At 72.4% G+C, this 16,082-nt stretch carries 14 protein-coding genes and 1 pseudogene; 4 read left to right on the top strand and 11 right to left on the bottom strand.

Annotated elements, in window-relative coordinates; all coding sequences use genetic code 11:
* Position 1: 1 nt before the first annotated feature.
* The 4 genes and pseudogenes from ACFWBD_RS06055 to ACFWBD_RS06070 all read right to left on the bottom strand — a co-directional run.
* Positions 2-247, bottom strand: a pseudogene (locus ACFWBD_RS06055) (MFS transporter); the annotation flags it as partial.
* A gap of 169 nt (positions 248-416) precedes the next feature.
* Positions 417-1,466 (bottom strand): Zn-dependent alcohol dehydrogenase, encoded by a 1,050-nt coding sequence (locus tag ACFWBD_RS06060; protein WP_385663260.1) that lies wholly within the window; start codon positions 1,464-1,466, stop codon positions 417-419.
* Positions 1,467-1,488: 22 nt separating this feature from the next.
* Positions 1,489-2,637 (bottom strand): acyl-CoA dehydrogenase family protein, encoded by a 1,149-nt coding sequence (locus ACFWBD_RS06065; RefSeq protein ID WP_385663263.1) that lies wholly within the window; start codon positions 2,635-2,637, stop codon positions 1,489-1,491.
* Positions 2,638-2,741: 104 nt separating this feature from the next.
* Positions 2,742-3,659, bottom strand: a complete 918-nt coding sequence (locus ACFWBD_RS06070) for an SDR family NAD(P)-dependent oxidoreductase (RefSeq protein WP_385663266.1) — start codon at positions 3,657-3,659, stop codon at positions 2,742-2,744.
* A gap of 102 nt (positions 3,660-3,761) precedes the next feature.
* Here ACFWBD_RS06070 and ACFWBD_RS06075 point away from each other — a divergent pair, with 102 nt between their 5' ends.
* A complete protein-coding gene (locus ACFWBD_RS06075) occupies positions 3,762-4,688 on the top strand; it encodes a cyclase family protein (protein WP_385663269.1) in 927 nt (308 codons plus the stop codon).
* Between the two features lie 535 nt (positions 4,689-5,223).
* On the opposite strand, the gene ACFWBD_RS06080 is transcribed toward ACFWBD_RS06075, so the two are convergent.
* The 4 genes from ACFWBD_RS06080 to ACFWBD_RS06095 all read right to left on the bottom strand — a co-directional run bounded on the left by ACFWBD_RS06080 (position 5,224) and on the right by ACFWBD_RS06095 (position 9,515).
* On the bottom strand, positions 5,224-5,718 hold the full coding sequence (locus ACFWBD_RS06080) for an ATP-binding protein (RefSeq protein ID WP_385663618.1): 495 nt from the start codon (positions 5,716-5,718) through the stop codon (positions 5,224-5,226).
* Positions 5,719-6,269: 551 nt separating this feature from the next.
* The gene (locus ACFWBD_RS06085; RefSeq protein ID WP_385663272.1) at positions 6,270-7,154 is read right to left on the bottom strand and encodes an acyl-CoA dehydrogenase family protein; all 885 of its coding nucleotides are present in this window, start codon (positions 7,152-7,154) and stop codon (positions 6,270-6,272) included.
* Between the two features lie 10 nt (positions 7,155-7,164).
* Positions 7,165-8,298 (bottom strand): acyl-CoA dehydrogenase family protein, encoded by a 1,134-nt coding sequence (locus ACFWBD_RS06090; RefSeq protein WP_385663275.1) that lies wholly within the window; start codon positions 8,296-8,298, stop codon positions 7,165-7,167.
* Between the two features lie 20 nt (positions 8,299-8,318).
* Positions 8,319-9,515, bottom strand: a complete 1,197-nt coding sequence (locus ACFWBD_RS06095) for an amidohydrolase family protein (protein ID WP_385663279.1) — start codon at positions 9,513-9,515, stop codon at positions 8,319-8,321.
* A 256-nt stretch (positions 9,516-9,771) separates the two neighbouring features.
* Here ACFWBD_RS06095 and ACFWBD_RS06100 point away from each other — a divergent pair, with 256 nt between their 5' ends.
* Entirely contained in the window at positions 9,772-11,292 is a 1,521-nt protein-coding gene (locus tag ACFWBD_RS06100; protein ID WP_385663282.1) for a class I adenylate-forming enzyme family protein, read from the top strand.
* A 212-nt stretch (positions 11,293-11,504) separates the two neighbouring features.
* Here the strand turns inward: ACFWBD_RS06100 and ACFWBD_RS06105 are convergent, their stop codons facing one another.
* A complete protein-coding gene (locus ACFWBD_RS06105) occupies positions 11,505-12,017 on the bottom strand; it encodes an EF-hand domain-containing protein (protein WP_385663285.1) in 513 nt (170 codons plus the stop codon).
* Between the two features lie 174 nt (positions 12,018-12,191).
* Entirely contained in the window at positions 12,192-12,572 is a 381-nt protein-coding gene (locus ACFWBD_RS06110; protein ID WP_385663287.1) for an STAS domain-containing protein, read from the bottom strand.
* Positions 12,573-12,893: 321 nt separating this feature from the next.
* On the opposite strand from ACFWBD_RS06110, the gene ACFWBD_RS06115 reads away from it, so the two are divergent.
* Together ACFWBD_RS06115 and ACFWBD_RS06120 are read left to right on the top strand one after the other, a co-directional pair.
* The gene (locus ACFWBD_RS06115) at positions 12,894-13,484 is read left to right on the top strand and encodes an RNA polymerase sigma factor (protein WP_385663290.1); all 591 of its coding nucleotides are present in this window, start codon (positions 12,894-12,896) and stop codon (positions 13,482-13,484) included.
* Positions 13,481-15,064: an anti-sigma factor family protein gene (locus ACFWBD_RS06120; RefSeq protein WP_385663293.1), complete on the top strand. Its 1,584-nt coding sequence runs from the start codon at positions 13,481-13,483 to the stop codon at positions 15,062-15,064. Before ACFWBD_RS06115 ends, ACFWBD_RS06120 begins: the two co-directional genes overlap by 4 nt.
* Before the next feature lie 126 nt (positions 15,065-15,190).
* Here ACFWBD_RS06120 and purU read toward each other — a convergent pair whose 3' ends face one another.
* Complete coding sequence (gene purU, locus ACFWBD_RS06125) at positions 15,191-16,075, bottom strand: formyltetrahydrofolate deformylase (RefSeq protein WP_385663296.1); 885 nt, start codon at positions 16,073-16,075, stop codon at positions 15,191-15,193.
* Positions 16,076-16,082: the final 7 nt, after the last annotated feature.

Raw genomic sequence — 16,082 nt, forward strand, 5'->3', positions numbered from 1 at the left:
CCGCCAGCCCGACGGCCAGGTGGACGCGGGCGCGCCCGGGGCGCAGCCGCGTCCCGAGGACGGGGGCGCCCACGATCTCACCGACGACGTAGGCCGCCGCGAGGATCGCGCCCAGCGTGTAGCCGCCGGGGCGCTCGCGCACCAGGAACACCAGCGCCGGCGGCGCCATGGCGACGGGCATGCGGGCGCCGACTGCGGTGCAGCACCAGATCAGGACCTGTCGGGAGGCGACGTCGCGGTAGGTCATGCAAGGACCGTAGGGGGCGGCGCCGACACCGCCCCACGGGTTTTCCGGGCAGCCCGACGGCTTTCCGGCCGGCTCATGGCTCTTCCGGCCGGCCCACGGGCTCTCCGGCCGGCCCCCGGCCCTACCGGCCGGCCCCCAGGCTTCCCGGCCGGCCCCCCGGCCTTCCCGGTCAGAACGTGAGCACCGCCCGCGCCACCCTCCCCGCCTCCGCGTCCGCGGCCGCCTTCGCGAAGTCCTCCACCGGGTAGGTGTCCGTCACCAGTTCGTCGAGGAGCAGCCGGCCGGCCCGGTACAGCTCGGCGTACAGCGCGATGTCCCGCTGCGGGCGCGAGGAGCCGTACCGGCAGCCCAGGATCGACTTGTCCAGGTACATCGACGAGACCAGGAAGGACGCCTCGGCGGTGGCCGGCGGGACCCCGAGGAGCACCGCCTGGCCGTGCCGGTCCAGCAGGTCGATCGCCTGCCGGATCAGCTCGATGCGGCCGACGCACTCGAAGACGTGGTCCGCGCCCGTGGACAGCACCTCCCGCACCGCGTCCGTCGAGGTCAGGAAGTCGGTCGCGCCGAACCGCCGGGCCACCGCCTCCTTCGACGGGTTCGCGTCCACCGCCACGATCCGCGACGCGCCCGCGATCCGGGCGCCCTGCACCACGTTCAGCCCGATCCCGCCCGTCCCGATGACGACGACGCTCTCCCCGCACCCGACCCGCGCGCGGTTGAGCACGGCCCCGACACCGGTCAGCACCCCGCACCCGATCAGCGCGGCGGACGTCAGCGGGATGTCCTTCGGTATCCGGACCGCCTGTACGGCCTTCACCACCGTGCGCTCGGCGAAGGCGGAGTTGGACGCGAACTGGTACACCGCGCCTCCCGCGCGCGTGAACGGCTTCCGCGGCCGCCCGATGGCCTGCCGGCACATCGTCGGCCGGCCCCGGTCGCACTCCGCGCAGGTACCGCAGTTGGCGAGCGTGGACAGCGCGACATGGTCCCCCGGCACGACATGACCGACCCCCGCGCCGACCGCCTCGACGACCCCCGCGCCCTCATGGCCGAGGACCACCGGCGCCGGAAAGGGAATCGTCCCGTCGACGACCGAGAGATCGCTGTGGCACAGCCCGGCCGCCGAGATCGCGACGAGCACCTCCCCCGGCCCCGGATCGCGGACGGCCAGATCGTCGACGACCTCCGCCCGCTTCCCGTCGAACACCACGCCTCGCATCGCGTCCCCTCCGTCCGGTCCGCTATCCCTTGGGCTGCCTGGGCAGGCCGAGCACCCGCTCGGCGATGATCGTGCGCTGGATCTGGTCCGAGCCGCCGTAGATCGTGTCGGCCCGGGAGAACAGGAACAGGTGCTGCGCGTCGTCGAGTTCGTACGGTGAGGACGGCGACCAGTCCGCGGGCCCGGCACTCGCCGCCGCCCCCCGCACCTGCACCGCCGCCTCCCCCAGCCGCTGATGCCAGCCCGCCCACAGCAGCTTCGCCACGCTGGGCGCGCCCGGCCCGCCGGAGCCTCCCAGCGTCCGCAACGCGTTCCACCGCATGGTGCGCAGCTCGGCCCACAGCCGCACCAGCCGCTCGCGTACGACGGGGTCGTCGGCCGCGCCCGTCCGCACCGCCGTACGCACGACCCGCTCCAGCTCCTGGGCGAAGCCGATCTGCTGGGCGAGGGTCGACACCCCGCGTTCGAAACCGAGGAGGCTCATCGCCACCCGCCAGCCGTCGCCCGCCGCGCCGACGACGTGCTCCACGCGCGCGTGCGCCCCGTCGAAGAAGACCTCGTTGAAGTCGCTCGTGCCGGTCAGCTGCCGGATGGGCCGCACCTCGATCCGTCCCGGCTGGTCCATGGGGACGAGGAGGAAGGTCAGTCCGTGGTGCCGTCGGGACTTCGGATCGGTGCGGGCGAGCACGAAACACCAGTCGGCCTCCTGGGCGAGCGAGGTCCAGATCTTCTGCCCGGTGACGCGGTACGACCGTCCGTCGGAGGCGAGTTCGGCTTTCGTACGGACTCCGGCCAGGTCGGATCCGGCGTCCGGCTCGCTGTACCCCTGGCACCACAGCTCGGCGCCGGCGGCGACCGGCGGCAGGAAGCGCGCCTTCTGCTCCGCCGTGCCGTGCGCGAGGAGGGTCGGCGCGAGCAGGTTCTCCCCGATGTGCCCGGAGCGGGCCGGGGCCCCCGACCGGGCGTACTCCTCGGCCCAGGCGACCTGTTGCGTGAGGGTCGCGGTCCGGTTGCCGTACCCGCCCTCCCCCCAACCGATCCCGATCCACCCGGCCGCCCCGAGCGCCCGCTCCCAGGCCCGCCGATCGGCGGCTCGCGGAGCGTGTGCGGCCAACCAGTCACGTGCTTCGACGCGGAAGGAGTCGTCCGCCGGGGTGAAACCGAAATCCACGCTGACCTCCTCGAGAAGGGGTGACCGCAGGTACCTCAGGGGCGCGGGGAACTGCGCGACCAGCCCCGACGCACCCGCACCCGCCATCCACGCGCACCCCCGGGCTACTGGGCGTTGGGCCGGCTTCCCTCCCGCGCGGCTCGGGCCATCTCCTCCAGCCGCGCGAGCATCGGCATCGGATCGACCCCCACCGTCGTCGGCAACACCTCCGCGATCCGCTCAGGCGTCCAGGAACCCCCCTCCGCGTAAGCCGAACGCAGTTCACTGGGCTGCGCCCACACCGCGATCTTCGGCCCCGCGACGGTGTACACCTGCCCGGTGACCCCCGCCTCCCGCGCCCGGTCCGACAGCAGATAGACCACGAACGCGGCCACGTCCTCGGGTTCACCGATCTCCGCCAGCTCCATGGGCACGCCGGCGGACATCCGGGTACGGGCCACGGGGGCCACCGCGTTGGCGGTCACCCCGTACTTGTGCAGACCCAGCGCGGCGCTCCGTACCAGCGAGATGATCCCGCCCTTGGCGGCGCTGTAGTTGGCCTGCGAGACCGAGCCCTGGTGGTTGCCGCTGGTGAAGCCGACCAGCGTGCCGGAGCGCTGTCCGCGCATCACGGCCGACGCGGCCCGGAACACGGTGAACGTGCCCTTGAGATGGGTGGCGACGACCGGGTCCCACTCCGCCTCGGACATGTTGAACAGCATCCGCTCCCGCAGGATCCCGGCGACGCACACGACCCCGTCGAGCCGTCCGTACGACGCCAGCGCGGTGTCGACGACCCGCTGTCCGCCGGCCATCGTCGAGATGTCGTCGCCGACGGCGACCGCCTCCCCGCCCGCCGCCTCGATCTCCTTGACGACGGACTCGGCGACCTCGCTGGTGGGTGAGGCGCCGTCCACCGAGACCCCGTAGTCGTTGACGACGACCCGCGCGCCCTCGGCGGCGGCCGCGAGCGCCACCGCCCGCCCGATGCCTCGTCCCGCCCCCGTGACAGCGACGACCTTGCCGGTCAGGAAGTTCCCCACGTCCGGCCCCCTCCCACAGTTTCTGACGGACCGTTAGATTTGAGATTCGAGGTCTACATTGACCCGTCCGTCGGTCGGGGACAAGCCCCGGGGAGGCACGGAATGACACTGCCGGTCGAGTTCCACGACATCGCCGAGCGCGTCAACAACTGGGGGCGCTGGGGGGCCGACGACGAGATCGGCACCCTGAACCTCATCACCGACGACGTCGTCCGCGCGGCCGCCGCCGAGGTCCGCACCGGCCGCCGCGTCCCGCTCGCGCTGCCTCTGCGGGAGGACGGCGTCCAGACGGGGATGATCCCGGGGCGGGTCAACCCCCTGCACACCATGGTGCAGATCAACCAGGAGATCTTCGGTCCGGGCACCGTGGCGTGCAGCGACGACGCCGTGACCATGGGCCTCCAGGCCGGCACCCACTGGGACGCGCTGACCCATGTCTCGCACTCGGGGAAGCTCTACAACGGCCGCCCGGCCACCACCGTCACCCCGCACGGCGGCGCCGAGTTCAGCGGCATCGACAAAGCGCGGCACATCGTCTCGCGCGGGGTGCTTCTCGACGTGGCACGCGCGCGTGGCGTCGACCGGCTGGAGGGCGGGCACGCGGTCACCCCGGAGGACCTTGCGGCGGCCGAGGAACTGGCCGGCGTACGCGTGCGCGCCGGGGACATCGTGCTCGTACGCACCGGGCAGGTGCAGGTCTATCTGGCCGGCGACAAGCAGGGGTACGGCTATCCGTCACCGGGTCTTTCGGTCCGTACGCCGGAGTGGTTCCACGCGCGCGATGTGGCGGCGGTCGCCAACGACACCCTCACGTTCGAGATCTTCCCGCCCGAGATCGACGACCTGTGGCTGCCGGTACACGCGCTGGACCTGGTGGAGATGGGGATGCTCCAGGGCCAGAACTGGAATCTCGAAAAGTTGTCCACAGCCTGTGGACAAACGGGCCGCTACGCGTTCCTGCTGTCGGCGATGCCCGAGCCGTTCGTCGGCGGGACGGGTACCCCGGTGGCCCCCGTGGCGGTGCTGTAGGAACGGGCGCACCCCTCACGTCGGCTGGCGGCGCGCGGCTGCCCGCCCCGAGCACGGCACCGCGCACCGCCATCCGACTCCGGCGCACCCTCCCCCACTCCCGGCATCGCCCGAGCGGGAGGGACCCCCACCGACTCCCCTCGGCCCTGAGGGAGCCGGCGCCGAATCACGACCCGCACTCGGCGAGAGCCTCCGTCACCGAAGCCCTCGTCGTCCCCTCTCGGCGAATCGCTGACCACAAGCGTGATCAAATGGACACGTCGCGTCAACACCTGGACGGCGATTTATTACTTAAGTCCCCTTTGTGGTGGGCGCGCACGGAAGCACAGCCGGGCGCACCGATGCCGACCCGGACCGTTCGCGACAGCGCTTTCTGCGCCCGTGCACCGCGAGCCGCGGGGCGCTCCGTACCCGTGCGCCCTCGCCCGCCGCCCACAGCACCGGCCACCCGGCCGGTCACATCGCCGGTCACATCGCCGGTCACCCGGGCGGTCACATCGCCCGCATCACCGGCAGCCCGACGCCCGGTCGCCGCTCAGACGACCTCGTAGGCGAGCCCTCCGTAAGCCGGCTCGGACGCCGCCGGGACCGCGCCCCGGCACTCCTCCGTGCCCCCGTGGTCCGCCTCGGTCCCACCGGCCCGCGCACAGCGGTCCAGTTCGCACCAGATGCGCTTGCCCGCACCCTCGACGCTCCAGCCCCAGCGGTCCGCGAGGCCGTCGACCAGGGCCAGACCACGGCCACCGGTCGCCTCGTCGCCGGCACACCGGGGCACGGGCGCCCGGTCGCTGGTGTCGGCGACCTCCAGACGGACGGTGGACGGCTCGGCCGTCCCGCCCGGCAGGGAGAGCCGCAGCACGGCCGGACAGCCGGTGTGCACCACGGCGTTGGTGACCAGTTCGGAGACGAGCAGGATCAGCGTCTCGGCGAGCGGCTCCTCGTCCCCTATTCCGGACCCGGCGAGGCGCGAGCGGGCCCACCTGCGGGCGCGCCCCACCTCAGCGGGGTCGGGCCGGATCTCCAGCTGCACTTGAAGCACCTGCACCGCTCACACCATCCGAACCGGCGGACACATGGCCGTGCGCCACGCAAGCCACGCGAGCCGCGTGTGCACCATGACGACGGGGGCCACGATCGTAGCCATTTTCTGCATGGCCAGGACAACAGCCAGAGGCAGGGTGACGGAACGTGAATCCCTTACGAGACAGCTTGGTTGACATACAGTCACCTCAACAAGCGCTTCGGGCATATTCCAGCGCGAAGGAGTACCCGTGCGGCATACTGTGCGACGCTCGTTGCGGGGAGTCGAACAGGCGGGCGCCAGAAGCCCGTCCGCCCTGCGAGCGGCGGCGCGCACCGCCGGATCCGGCACCGCCCCAGGGGCACCGTCGGCATGGCTCGTGCTCGGAACCACTCGCATCCCACAGAAGGTACCGGAGAGGCCCGCCGACTCCGGGCCGTGACGGGTCACGCATCGGACACAACCCGGTATCAACGCTCCGTGATTCCGGTATGCCACAATCCGCGACATCCGTACGGCCGTCCCCGCGCGGCCCCCGCCTTCACCGCAGGCGGGCGCCGCTAACCGCCCGCCCCGGACAGCAGGTCGGCCGCGAGCAGCTCCTCACTCTCCGTGCCGCCGCCCGCACGCCGGGTGCGCAGCCAGGCCCGCTTGAGCAGCAGATGTACGTCCGCCTCCCAGGTGAAGCCCATGCCGCCGTGCACCTGGAGGCAGTCGCGCGCGCCGCGTACGGCAGCCTCGTCGGCGAGCAGCCGGGCGGCCGCGATGTCGGCCGGGTCGGCGGTGACGGCGGCCGCGTAGACCGCCGCGCGGGCCACCTCGACCCGCACCAGAAGTTCCGCGCACAGATGCTTGACCGCCTGGAAGGCGCCGATCGGCTGCCCGAACTGTTCGCGCGCCCGGGCGTGTTGCACGGCCAGCTCGCACGCGCGCGTGGCCGTGCCGAGCTGCTCCGCCGCGGTGAGGAGAACGGCGACGGGATCGACGGCCGCCGAGGCGCCCGGAACCCGGTGCAGCGGTGTCAGCGGGTCCACCGACCGCAGCGGCACGGCCCCGCCGGTCTCTCCGCACACGACGTCCGCCTCCGTCAGCCACTCCACCAGTCCGCCGCCGTCCACGGCCGCCACGACCGTCTCCCCGTCGGCCGCGCCGGGCACGCGGCCCGCCGCGAGGTGGGTGGCCACCAGCGGCCCCGGCAACAGGGCCCGGCCGGCCTCCTCGAACGCCAACACGGTCTCGGGCAGCCCGAGTCCGACCCCGCCGTCCGCCTCGGGCAGCCGCAGCGCGAAGAAACCGGCCGCCCCCAGCTCCCGCCACAGCGCCCGGTCCAGCCGCCCCGGCCGGTCCACGGCGGCCCGCAGCGCCGCCCGGTCGAAGCGGCGCGCCACCAGCTCCCGCATCCCGTCACGCAGGGCCCGCTGGTCCTGCGTCAGTCGAAAACGCATGTCGGAGAGTTCACCGTCCCTTCGGCAGACCCAGGATCCGTTCGGCCACGATGTTCCGCTGGATCTGGGAGGTTCCGGCCGCGATGGTGTACGAGAGGGAGGACAGCCGGTCGTGGACCCACGGGCGGCCGGCGTCGAGGGACTCGTCGCCCAGGACGTCGGCGGCCGTGTCGTACAGCTCCTGGCGGGCCTGCGAGTACCTCAGTTTGAAAACCGAACCCCCGACGCCCGGCAGGCCGCCCTTGGCCTCCGCCTCGCTCACGTTCCACTGCGTCAGCCGCCAGAGCGCCCGGAACTCGGCGTTGAGGGCGCCCAGCCGCCGCCGCAGGGCGGGATCGTCCCAGCGGCCGTTCCTCCGTGCCTCCACGGCGAGTTCGCCCAGCACGCGCCGGCAGGCGACGACCTCGCCCACGAAGGCGGTGCCGCGCTCGAACGACAGCGTCACCATCGTCACCCGCCAGCCGTCGTTCTCCTCCCCCACCCGATGGGTGACCGGCACCCGCACCTCGTCGAGGAACACCTCGGCGAACTCGGCGGATCCGGCGAGGGTGCGCAGCGGCCGTACGGTGATGCCCGGGGCGTCCATGGGCATGGCCAGCCAGGTGATGCCCTTGTGCTTCGGTGCACCCGGATCCGTGCGGACCAGCAGTTCGCACCAGTCGGCGACCTCCGCGTGCGAGGTCCAGATCTTGGACCCGCTCACCACGTAGTCGTCGCCGTCGCGCCACGCGCGCGTGCGCAGCGCCGCGAGGTCCGACCCGGCGTCGGGCTCGCTGAAGCCCTGGCACCACACCTCCTCGCCGCGCAGGATGGGCGGCAGCCAGCGTGCCCGCTGTTCGGCCGTTCCCTCGGCGGCGATCGTCGGCCCGGCGTGCAGCAGCCCGACGAAGCCGGCCCCCACATAGGGCGCGCCCGCCTTCTCCGTCTCCTCCAGGAAGATCAGGCGGACGCCCGGCGAGGCCTGCCAGTGCACATCGGCGTACCCGGCGTCGTACAGCGTCCGCTGCCAGCCGAGGTCGTAGGCCCGGCGGCCGGGCCAGTCGTCCGGGGACGGCTTCGGCGGGAGCGTGGGCAGCACCTTGCCGAGCCATTCGCGCAGCCGGGCCCGGAACCCCGCGTCCTCGGGGCTGTCCGCGAGGTCCATGGTCCTGGTCCCCGTCCCGGCTACTTGTCGAGGTCCAGGTCCAGCATGCGGATCGCGTTGCCCCGCATGAGCTTGTAGACCGTCTCGTCGTCGAGGCCCTTGACGTGGTCGAGGGCGACCTCCTTGGTGTGCGGGAAGGTCGAGTCGACGTGCGGGTAGTCGGTCTCGAAGGTCGCGTTGTCGCGCCCCACGACGTCCAGGGACGCGACCCCGTGCTTGTCGCGGAAGAAGCAGCAGAAGATCTGCCGGTAGTAGTACGTGGACGGCGGCTCGGGGACGATGTCCCTGACCCCGCCCCACGCGCGGTGCTCCTCCCAGACGTCGTCGGCACGCTCCAGGGCGTACGGGATCCAGCCCATCTGACCCTCGGAGTAGGCGAGTTTGAGGCGCGGGAACTTCACCAGCACCCCGCTGAAGAGGAAGTCCATCATCGAGGCCATCGCGTTGTTGAACGAAAGGGACGCCTGGACGGCCGGCGGCGCGTCCGGCGAGGCGGCCGGCATCTGCGAGGACGAACCGATGTGCATGTTGACGACAGTCCCGGTCTCCTCGCACACCGCGAAGAACGGGTCCCAGTACCCCGAGTGGATCGACGGCAGCCCCAGGTGGCTGGGGATCTCGGAGAAGGTCACCGCGCGCACCCCGCGGGCCGCGTTGCGCCGGATCTCGGCGACCGCCAGGTCGATGTCCCACAGCGGGATCAGGCAGAGCGGGATGAGCCGCCCGCCGCTGTCCCCGCACCACTCCTCGACCATCCAGTCGTTGTAGGCGCGCACACAGGCCAGCGCGACCTCCTTGTCGTGCGCTTCGGCGAAGGTCTGTCCGCAGAAGCGGGGGAAGGAGGGGAAGCAGAGGGAGGCCTCGACATGGTTGAGGTCCATGTCCGCCAGCCGGGCCTTCGGGTCCCAGCAGCCGCGCCGCATCTGCTCCCGGGTGATGCCCTCCAGCGTCATCTCGTCCCGGTCGAAGCCGACGGCGGCGATGTTGCGCTTGTACGGGAACTTCAGGTCCTCGTAGATCCACCAGTCGGTGGGCTGACCGTCCGGGTCCATCGTGATCTGGTACTTCCCGGCGACGTAGGCGAGCTCGCCGATCCCGGCGGTGAGGGGTTGCGGGCCCCGGTCCCGGTACTTCTGCGGCAGCCAGGTCGCGAAGAGGTGCGCGGGCTCGATCACATGGTCGTCGACGCTGACGATGCGCGGCAGTTCGGTGCTCATGGCTTCCCCTCCGCCTGGCGGAACGCCAGTTGTCCGATGGACGTGTCCGGTGCGCCTGTCCGATGGGCCGTCCCGACCGGCCATCCGGCCTGCCGTGCGGCCGGCCTGCTCTCCGGCCTGCCGCCCCGCAGCGATCTGATGACCCGTCAGATTGGCTCTCCCCAGCAGGCTAGCCCCCGCCCCCTGGACCGACAAGGCGACCAGCCCTACGCTCTGCCCAAATCTGACAGTCCGTCAGTTACGCCAGGGGGCCGACGTGAACGACATCGCCACCGCCACCGCCACCGCCCACGAGCTGAGCGCGTCCCGCACCCTCTGGGACCTGCTCGCCCGCCGCGCCGACCGCACCCCCGGCCGCCGGGTCCTCCTCCAGGACGACCGGGCCCTGACCTTCGGCGAGCTGCGCGAGCGCGCCGAGCGGGTCGCGGCCGGGCTGCACGACATGGGCGTACGCCCCGGCACGGTCGTCGCCTGGCAGCTGCCGACCCGCCTGGAGACGGCCGTCCTGTCCTTCGCGCTGGCCCGCCTGGGGGCCGTGCAGTCGCCCGTCATCCCGTTCTACCGCGACCGCGAGGTCGGCTTCGCACTGCGCGAGTCGAAGGCGGAGTTCTTCGCGGTGCCCGGCGTCTGGCGGGGCTTCGACCACGCCGAGATGGCACGGCGGCTGGGCGCGAAGGGCGTCTTCGAGGCGTACGACGAGCTGCCGGACGGGGACCCGGCCGTGCTTCCGCCGCCGCCCGCCGAGGGCACCTCGGTGCGCTGGATCTACTGGACCTCGGGCACCACCTCCGACCCCAAGGGCGTGCTGCACACCGACCGTTCGCTGATCGCGGGCGGCTCCTGCCTCGCCCACGCGCTGCGCCTCACCGCGGACGACGTCGGCTCGATGGCGTTCCCGTACGCCCACATCGCCGGCCCCGACTACACCGTCATGCTGCTGCTCTACGGCTTCCCCGCGGTGATGTTCGAGCACTTCGCGCTGCCGGACGCGCTGGAGGGCTACCGACGGCACGGGGTGACGGTCGCGGGCGGCTCGACGGCGTTCTACTCGATGTTCCTCGCCGAGCAGCGCAAGCGGCCGGACGCGCCCCTGATCCCCTCGCTGCGGCTGCTCGCGGGCGGCGGAGCGCCCAAGCCGCCCGAGGTGTACCACTCCGTCGTGCGCGAGATGGGGGTGCAGCTGACCCACGGGTACGGGATGACCGAGGTGCCGATGATCACCATGGGGGCGCCGGACGACACCGCGGAGAACCTCGCGACGACGGAGGGCCGGCCACCGCAGGGCATGCGGATACGCGTGGTGGAGGGCGAGGTGCGGCTGCGCGGGGAGGCCGTGTGCCAGGGGTACCTGGATCCCGCCCAGACGGCCGAGGCCTTCGACGCGGAGGGGTTCCTGCGCACCGGCGACCTGGGGCACGTGACCGACAGCGGGCATCTGGTCCTCACCGGGCGGCTGAAGGACGTCATCATCCGCAAGGGGGAGAACGTGTCGGCCAAGGAGATCGAGGACCTGCTCGCCGCCCACCCCGCCGTCGGGGACGTGGCCGTGGTCGGCCTGCCCGACGCGGAGCGCGGGGAGCTGGTGTGCGCGGTGGTGGAACCGGCGCCGGGGACCGGGGAACCGTTGACGCTCGAGACGATGACCTCGTATCTGCGCGCGGGCGGACTGTCGGTCCACAAGCTGCCGGAGCGGCTGGAGGTGGTGGACGCCCTGCCGCGCAACGAGACACTGCGAAAGGTACTGAAGTACAAGCTGCGCGAACGCTTCTCCCGATGAGTACCGCTCGGGTGGCTGCCGCTCGGGCGACCTCTGCCGGGTGACTGCCGCACGGGCGACCTCTGCACGGGCGACCTCTGCACGGGTGACTGCCGCACGGGTTACTGCCGCACGGGTGACTGCCGCACGGGTGACTGCGGCACGGGTGACTGCCGCACCGGCGACCTCTGCACGGGTGACTGCCGGTCGGCTGTGTGCCGGTCGGCTGTGTGCTACTCGGCGACCGTGAAGTAGCGGGCGAAGGCGGGGACGATCTCGGCCTCGCCGACCTTGCCGTCCGCGTCGGCGTCGAGGACGGCGGCGGCCCCCCGGGCGACCTCTTCGGGCGCTCCGAGCGCCCTGAGCACCCGTACGGTGTCCGCGACCGTGGCCCGGCCGTCGGCGTCGCTGTCGGCGATGTCCAGGGCCGCGTGCAGGAAGGGGCGGGCGATCTCGGCGAACCGCTCCGGGTTGTCGCGCAGGCGCTTGACCGCGCCGTTCACGAACTCGTCCCGGGTGATGCGCTGGTCGCCGTCCCGGTCGGCGATGCCGGCCATGCCCTGCCAGAACGCCTCGGCGCCCGCGTACAGCGCCTGCCCCTTGTCGGACCGGGCCGCGGTGCCGAACTCGGCGAGCAGCGCCTTGGCCGCCGCGGCGAAGTCCACCCGGTCGATATAGCCGTTGCCGTCCTGGTCGAAGGTGGCGAACCGGGCGGCGATCCTGCGTTCGTACTCACTGCTGACCATGTCTTCTCGGGCCGCCTTACGTCATCGCGTGGAGATGCTGCCGGTAGTGGTTCCGGCAGGGAGCGTACGACGCCGACGACTCCCGGGCGGCGGGAAAGCGGCGCCTGTGCCAAGACCGGGGGAATTCCGGGACGAGGGTGTAGCGGAGCGAGCCCCCCGTCGGCTCGCGCGGACCTACGCCGAGAGCGGCTCCGTCCCGTCGTCCACGGCCGCCGCGAGGTCCCCGTAGACATCGAAGAGGCGGCGGACGCCCAGCGCGCCCAGCACCCGGTTGACGTGGGAGCCCTCCGCCGCGCCCCGCGCGGGAAGTATCAGGCGCAGGCGTCCCCGGCAGGAGCGGATGAGGCGGCGCGAGGCGATGAGGACGCCGACGCCGCTGGAGTCGCAGAAGTACACCTCGGAGAGATCCAGGACGAGACTGTGGCGCCCCTCGGCCACCTCGTCGTGCACCTTCTGCCGCAGCACCGGCGACGTCACCAGGTCCAGCTCGCCCGACACATGGAGCACGGCCCATCCGCCCTGCTCCAAGCCGGTCACTTTGAAGGCCACCACCACGCCCTTCGCTCGCTGTAGCTCGCGGAAACGGAAGCTGCTCCTTCGCTTCCTTGCAGCGCGGCTGCCCAGCGGCCGTGCCCCGAAACGCCGAAGCAAAAACAGAAACAGAGAGAAAGAGGCTTGTTCCAGTCGCATCCCGTCCGGTTCGATCCTTGTCTGTCGGGTAGGCACCGCCCATACCACCCTCTCGCGGACAGGGGGCGCACATTGAAACAAAGGGGCGTGCGTTGTCGGACGTGCCGACTACATTCAAGGTGACGGTGGACGCACGCTGGACACACGCACGGTCAGAGACACGCGCACGGGTGAAGGGGGGGCCACATGGCGAAGAAGGACGCACCGCCCCGCTGGGACCGCAAGATGCAGCAACGACTCGCGCGCGGTGAGGCGGCCGCCCTCGGCGAGCTCTATGACCGGTTCGCTTCGCTCGTGCACGGTCTCGCCCATCGCGTGCTCGGGGACGAACGGGCGGCCGACGGGATCACCCGCGAGGTCTTCGCGCATGTCTGGGAACACCCCGACTCCTACGACCCGAAGCAGGGCCCGCTGCGCACCTGGGTCGCCGCGTTGACCCACCGCCTCGCCGTGCAGCGCCTGCGCGCCACCGAGACCGCCGCGCTGGCCGAGGCCGGCCCCGGCTCCGCCGAAGCGACCGAGGAACTGGAACACAGGGTGCGGCACGCCTCGGTCGCCGCCCGCGCCGACTACATCGTCCAGGCCATGCCCGCCCCGCTGCGCGCCGCCCTGGAACTGGCCTACTTCCAGCGGCGCGACTACCGCCAGACCGCGGTCGACCTCGGCGTCACCGAGGACGAGGCCCGCCGCCGGCTCCGCCTCGGCCTCCAGCTCCTCTCCACCGCCCACGACTCCGCGTCCCCCGGCGCACCGCCCGGATACGGAGGTGCTGCGTGAGTGGCGAGAACGTGTTCCCGCCGCCCGGGAACGGCGGAGACGAAGAGGACATGAAGAGGGACCAGGACCGGGATCAGGAACGGGATCAGGAACGGGATCCGAAGGAGGGCAGGACGACGGCGTCCGGCGACGACGGCAGCGACGGCAGCGACGGCAGCGACGGCAGCGACGGCAGCGACGGCAGCGACGGCAGCGACAACGGACCGAGCCGCTTCGGCGGCGGTGGTTCCGGTGGCCGGAACGGCACGCCTCCGGCCCGCGACCCCGGCCGCCCGCCGCGCATCCCGCTCCCCCGCGCCTCCGTGGAGGACGTCGGGCTGCCGCTGCCGCCGGCGGAACCCGCCGGCCCGGGGCCGCTCACGCTCGAGCACCCGGTGCTCAAGTCCCTGCTGGGCGCCTGGGCGCTGGCGGCCTGCTCGGCCGAGGAGACGGAGGCCGTAGAGGAGCACCTCGGCGACTGCGGGGCCTGCGCGGACGAGGCACGGCGGCTGCGCGAGGCAGTCGGCCTGTTCCAGCGCCCGGAGAGCCTCGACCTCGACCCGGGCCTGCGCACCCGCGTCCTCGACGGCTGCCTGGCCCGGCGTCCGCCCCGCATCCCGGTGCCCGTCTGGGCGGCGTCGTACGACGCCGAGACCGCGCGGCTCGACGCCCTGCTCCAGGACTTCGGGGACGCCGAGTGGCACGCGCCGGTGCGGCTGCGCTGGTTCCGCGGCGAGGGCGCCACGAGCCGCCGGACCACCGTCGCCGGAGTCATCGCCCACCTCCTCGCCGTGGACGGGCTGGTGGCCGTCGCCCTGGGGCTGGACGACCCGCTGGCCCCGCTCGCCCCCGACGACGGGCCGGGCAGGACGAACGAGACGGACAGGACAGACAAGACGGGCGGGACGAGCAGCAGTGCGGGCGAGACCGACGGGCGGGGCGGGTCTCCCGCGCCGGGCGGGACGGTGGACACACCGGCCCGGCGCACCGAGTCGTTCTGGGCGGGCTCGCACTTCCCGCCCACCCGTTCCGTGCGCGGCCCCTGGCGCGAACAGACCCACGCGCTCGTGCGGACGGTGTCCTTCACCGGCGGAGGCCCCGGCACCATGCCGGTGTCGTACGGCGGCTTCGAACTGCCCCTGCGCGACGCGATGCTGGACCGCGCCTTCGAGTGCTGGGTGCACGCCGAGGACATCGCGGAAGCGGTCGACTACCCCTACGCACCGCCCGCCCCACGCCACCTGCACGGCATGATCGACCTCGCCGCGCGGATGCTGCCCGAGACCCTCGCGGCCCGCCGCCGCGCCGGGCTCGCCGCTCCCTCGCGCACGCGTCACCTGGTGACCGCGGGCCGCCCCGGCCGCAGCCTGCGCCTGGAGATCGAGGGCTCGGGCGGCGGCCAGTGGCTGATCCCGCTGGACTCACCGGGTGCGGTGGGCTCCGCCGACCACGAGGTGGCCCACGTCGCCCTGGACGACGTGGAGTTCTGCCGCCTGGCCGCCGGCCACGTCTCCCCCGAGGAGGCCGCGGCGGGCCAGCTCGGCGACCGCGAGGCGATCAGGGACGTGCTGTTCGCGGCGGCGTCGCTGAGCCGGATGTAGCCGGGCGGGGCCGAACGAAGCCGGATGTAGCCGGGCGGGGCCGAACGAAGCCGGATGTAGCCGGGCGGAGCCGAACGAAGCCGGGTGCAGGGGCTGAGCCGTCGGCGGGACTGCGCGACGCGACGGCTAGGCGAAGACGACCGTACGTCGCCCGTTGAGCAGGATCCGCCGCTCCGCGTGCCACTTCACGGCCCGCGCCAGCGCCTGGCACTCCACGTCCCGTCCGACGGCGACGAGCTGGTCCGGCGTGACGCCGTGCCCCACGCGCTCGACCTCCTGCTCGATGATCGGCCCCTCGTCGAGGTCGGCCGTCACATAGTGCGCCGTCGCCCCGATCAGTTTCACGCCCCGCGCGTGCGCCTGGTGGTACGGCTTGGCGCCCTTGAAACTCGGCAGGAAGGAGTGATGGATGTTGATGATCCGGCCGCTGAGCTGCTTGCACAGGTCGTCGGAGAGGACCTGCATGTAGCGGGCGAGGACGACCAGCTCGACGTCCTGCTCCCGCACCAGCTCGAGCAGCTGCGCCTCGGCCTGCGCCTTGTTCTCCCTCGTCACCGGGATGTGGCGGAAGGGGATGTTGTACGAGCCCACCAGCTCGGCGAAGTCGGTGTGGTTGGACACCACGGCCGCGATCTCCACCGGCAGCGCGCCGATACTGGCGCGGAACAGCAGGTCGTTCAGGCAGTGCCCGAACTTGCTGACCATCAGGACGACGCGCATCTTCTCGTCGGCCCGGTTGAGCTGCCAGTCCATGTGGAAGGAGTCGCCGATCGCCGCGAAGCTCGCCCGGAGCTTGTCCACGGTCACCGGGGGCTCGGCCGAGAAGTGGACGCGCAGGAAGAACAGACCCGTGTCGTGGTCGCCGAACTGCTGACTGTCCTCGATGTTGCAGCCGGTCATGAAGAGATAGCTCGACACGGCGTGCACGATGCCCTGCTTGTCGGGGCAGGAAAGGGTGAGGACGTACTGGTCGTCGGCCGTCGCCGCGGCTCGGGTGGGCTGCGCGTTCATGCCCGAC

The sequence above is a fragment of the Streptomyces sp. NPDC060002 genome (assembly GCF_042737245.1).
GTDB lineage: Bacteria > Actinomycetota > Actinomycetes > Streptomycetales > Streptomycetaceae > Streptomyces.

What these genes read in the sequence shown, in the direction of transcription:
- purU (WP_385663296.1), bottom strand. Translation starts at nt 16,075, where the DNA reads ATGAACGCGCAGCCCACCCGAGCCGCGGCGACGGCCGACGACCAGTAC.
- ACFWBD_RS06095 (WP_385663279.1), bottom strand. Translation starts at nt 9,515, where the DNA reads ATGAGCACCGAACTGCCGCGCATCGTCAGCGTCGACGACCATGTGATC.
- ACFWBD_RS06090 (WP_385663275.1), bottom strand. Translation starts at nt 8,298, where the DNA reads ATGGACCTCGCGGACAGCCCCGAGGACGCGGGGTTCCGGGCCCGGCTG.
- ACFWBD_RS06075 (WP_385663269.1), top strand. Translation starts at nt 3,762, where the DNA reads ATGACACTGCCGGTCGAGTTCCACGACATCGCCGAGCGCGTCAACAAC.
- ACFWBD_RS06105 (WP_385663285.1), bottom strand. Translation starts at nt 12,017, where the DNA reads ATGGTCAGCAGTGAGTACGAACGCAGGATCGCCGCCCGGTTCGCCACC.
- ACFWBD_RS06085 (WP_385663272.1), bottom strand. Translation starts at nt 7,154, where the DNA reads ATGCGTTTTCGACTGACGCAGGACCAGCGGGCCCTGCGTGACGGGATG.
- ACFWBD_RS06115 (WP_385663290.1), top strand. Translation starts at nt 12,894, where the DNA reads ATGGCGAAGAAGGACGCACCGCCCCGCTGGGACCGCAAGATGCAGCAA.
- ACFWBD_RS06060 (WP_385663260.1), bottom strand. Translation starts at nt 1,466, where the DNA reads ATGCGAGGCGTGGTGTTCGACGGGAAGCGGGCGGAGGTCGTCGACGAT.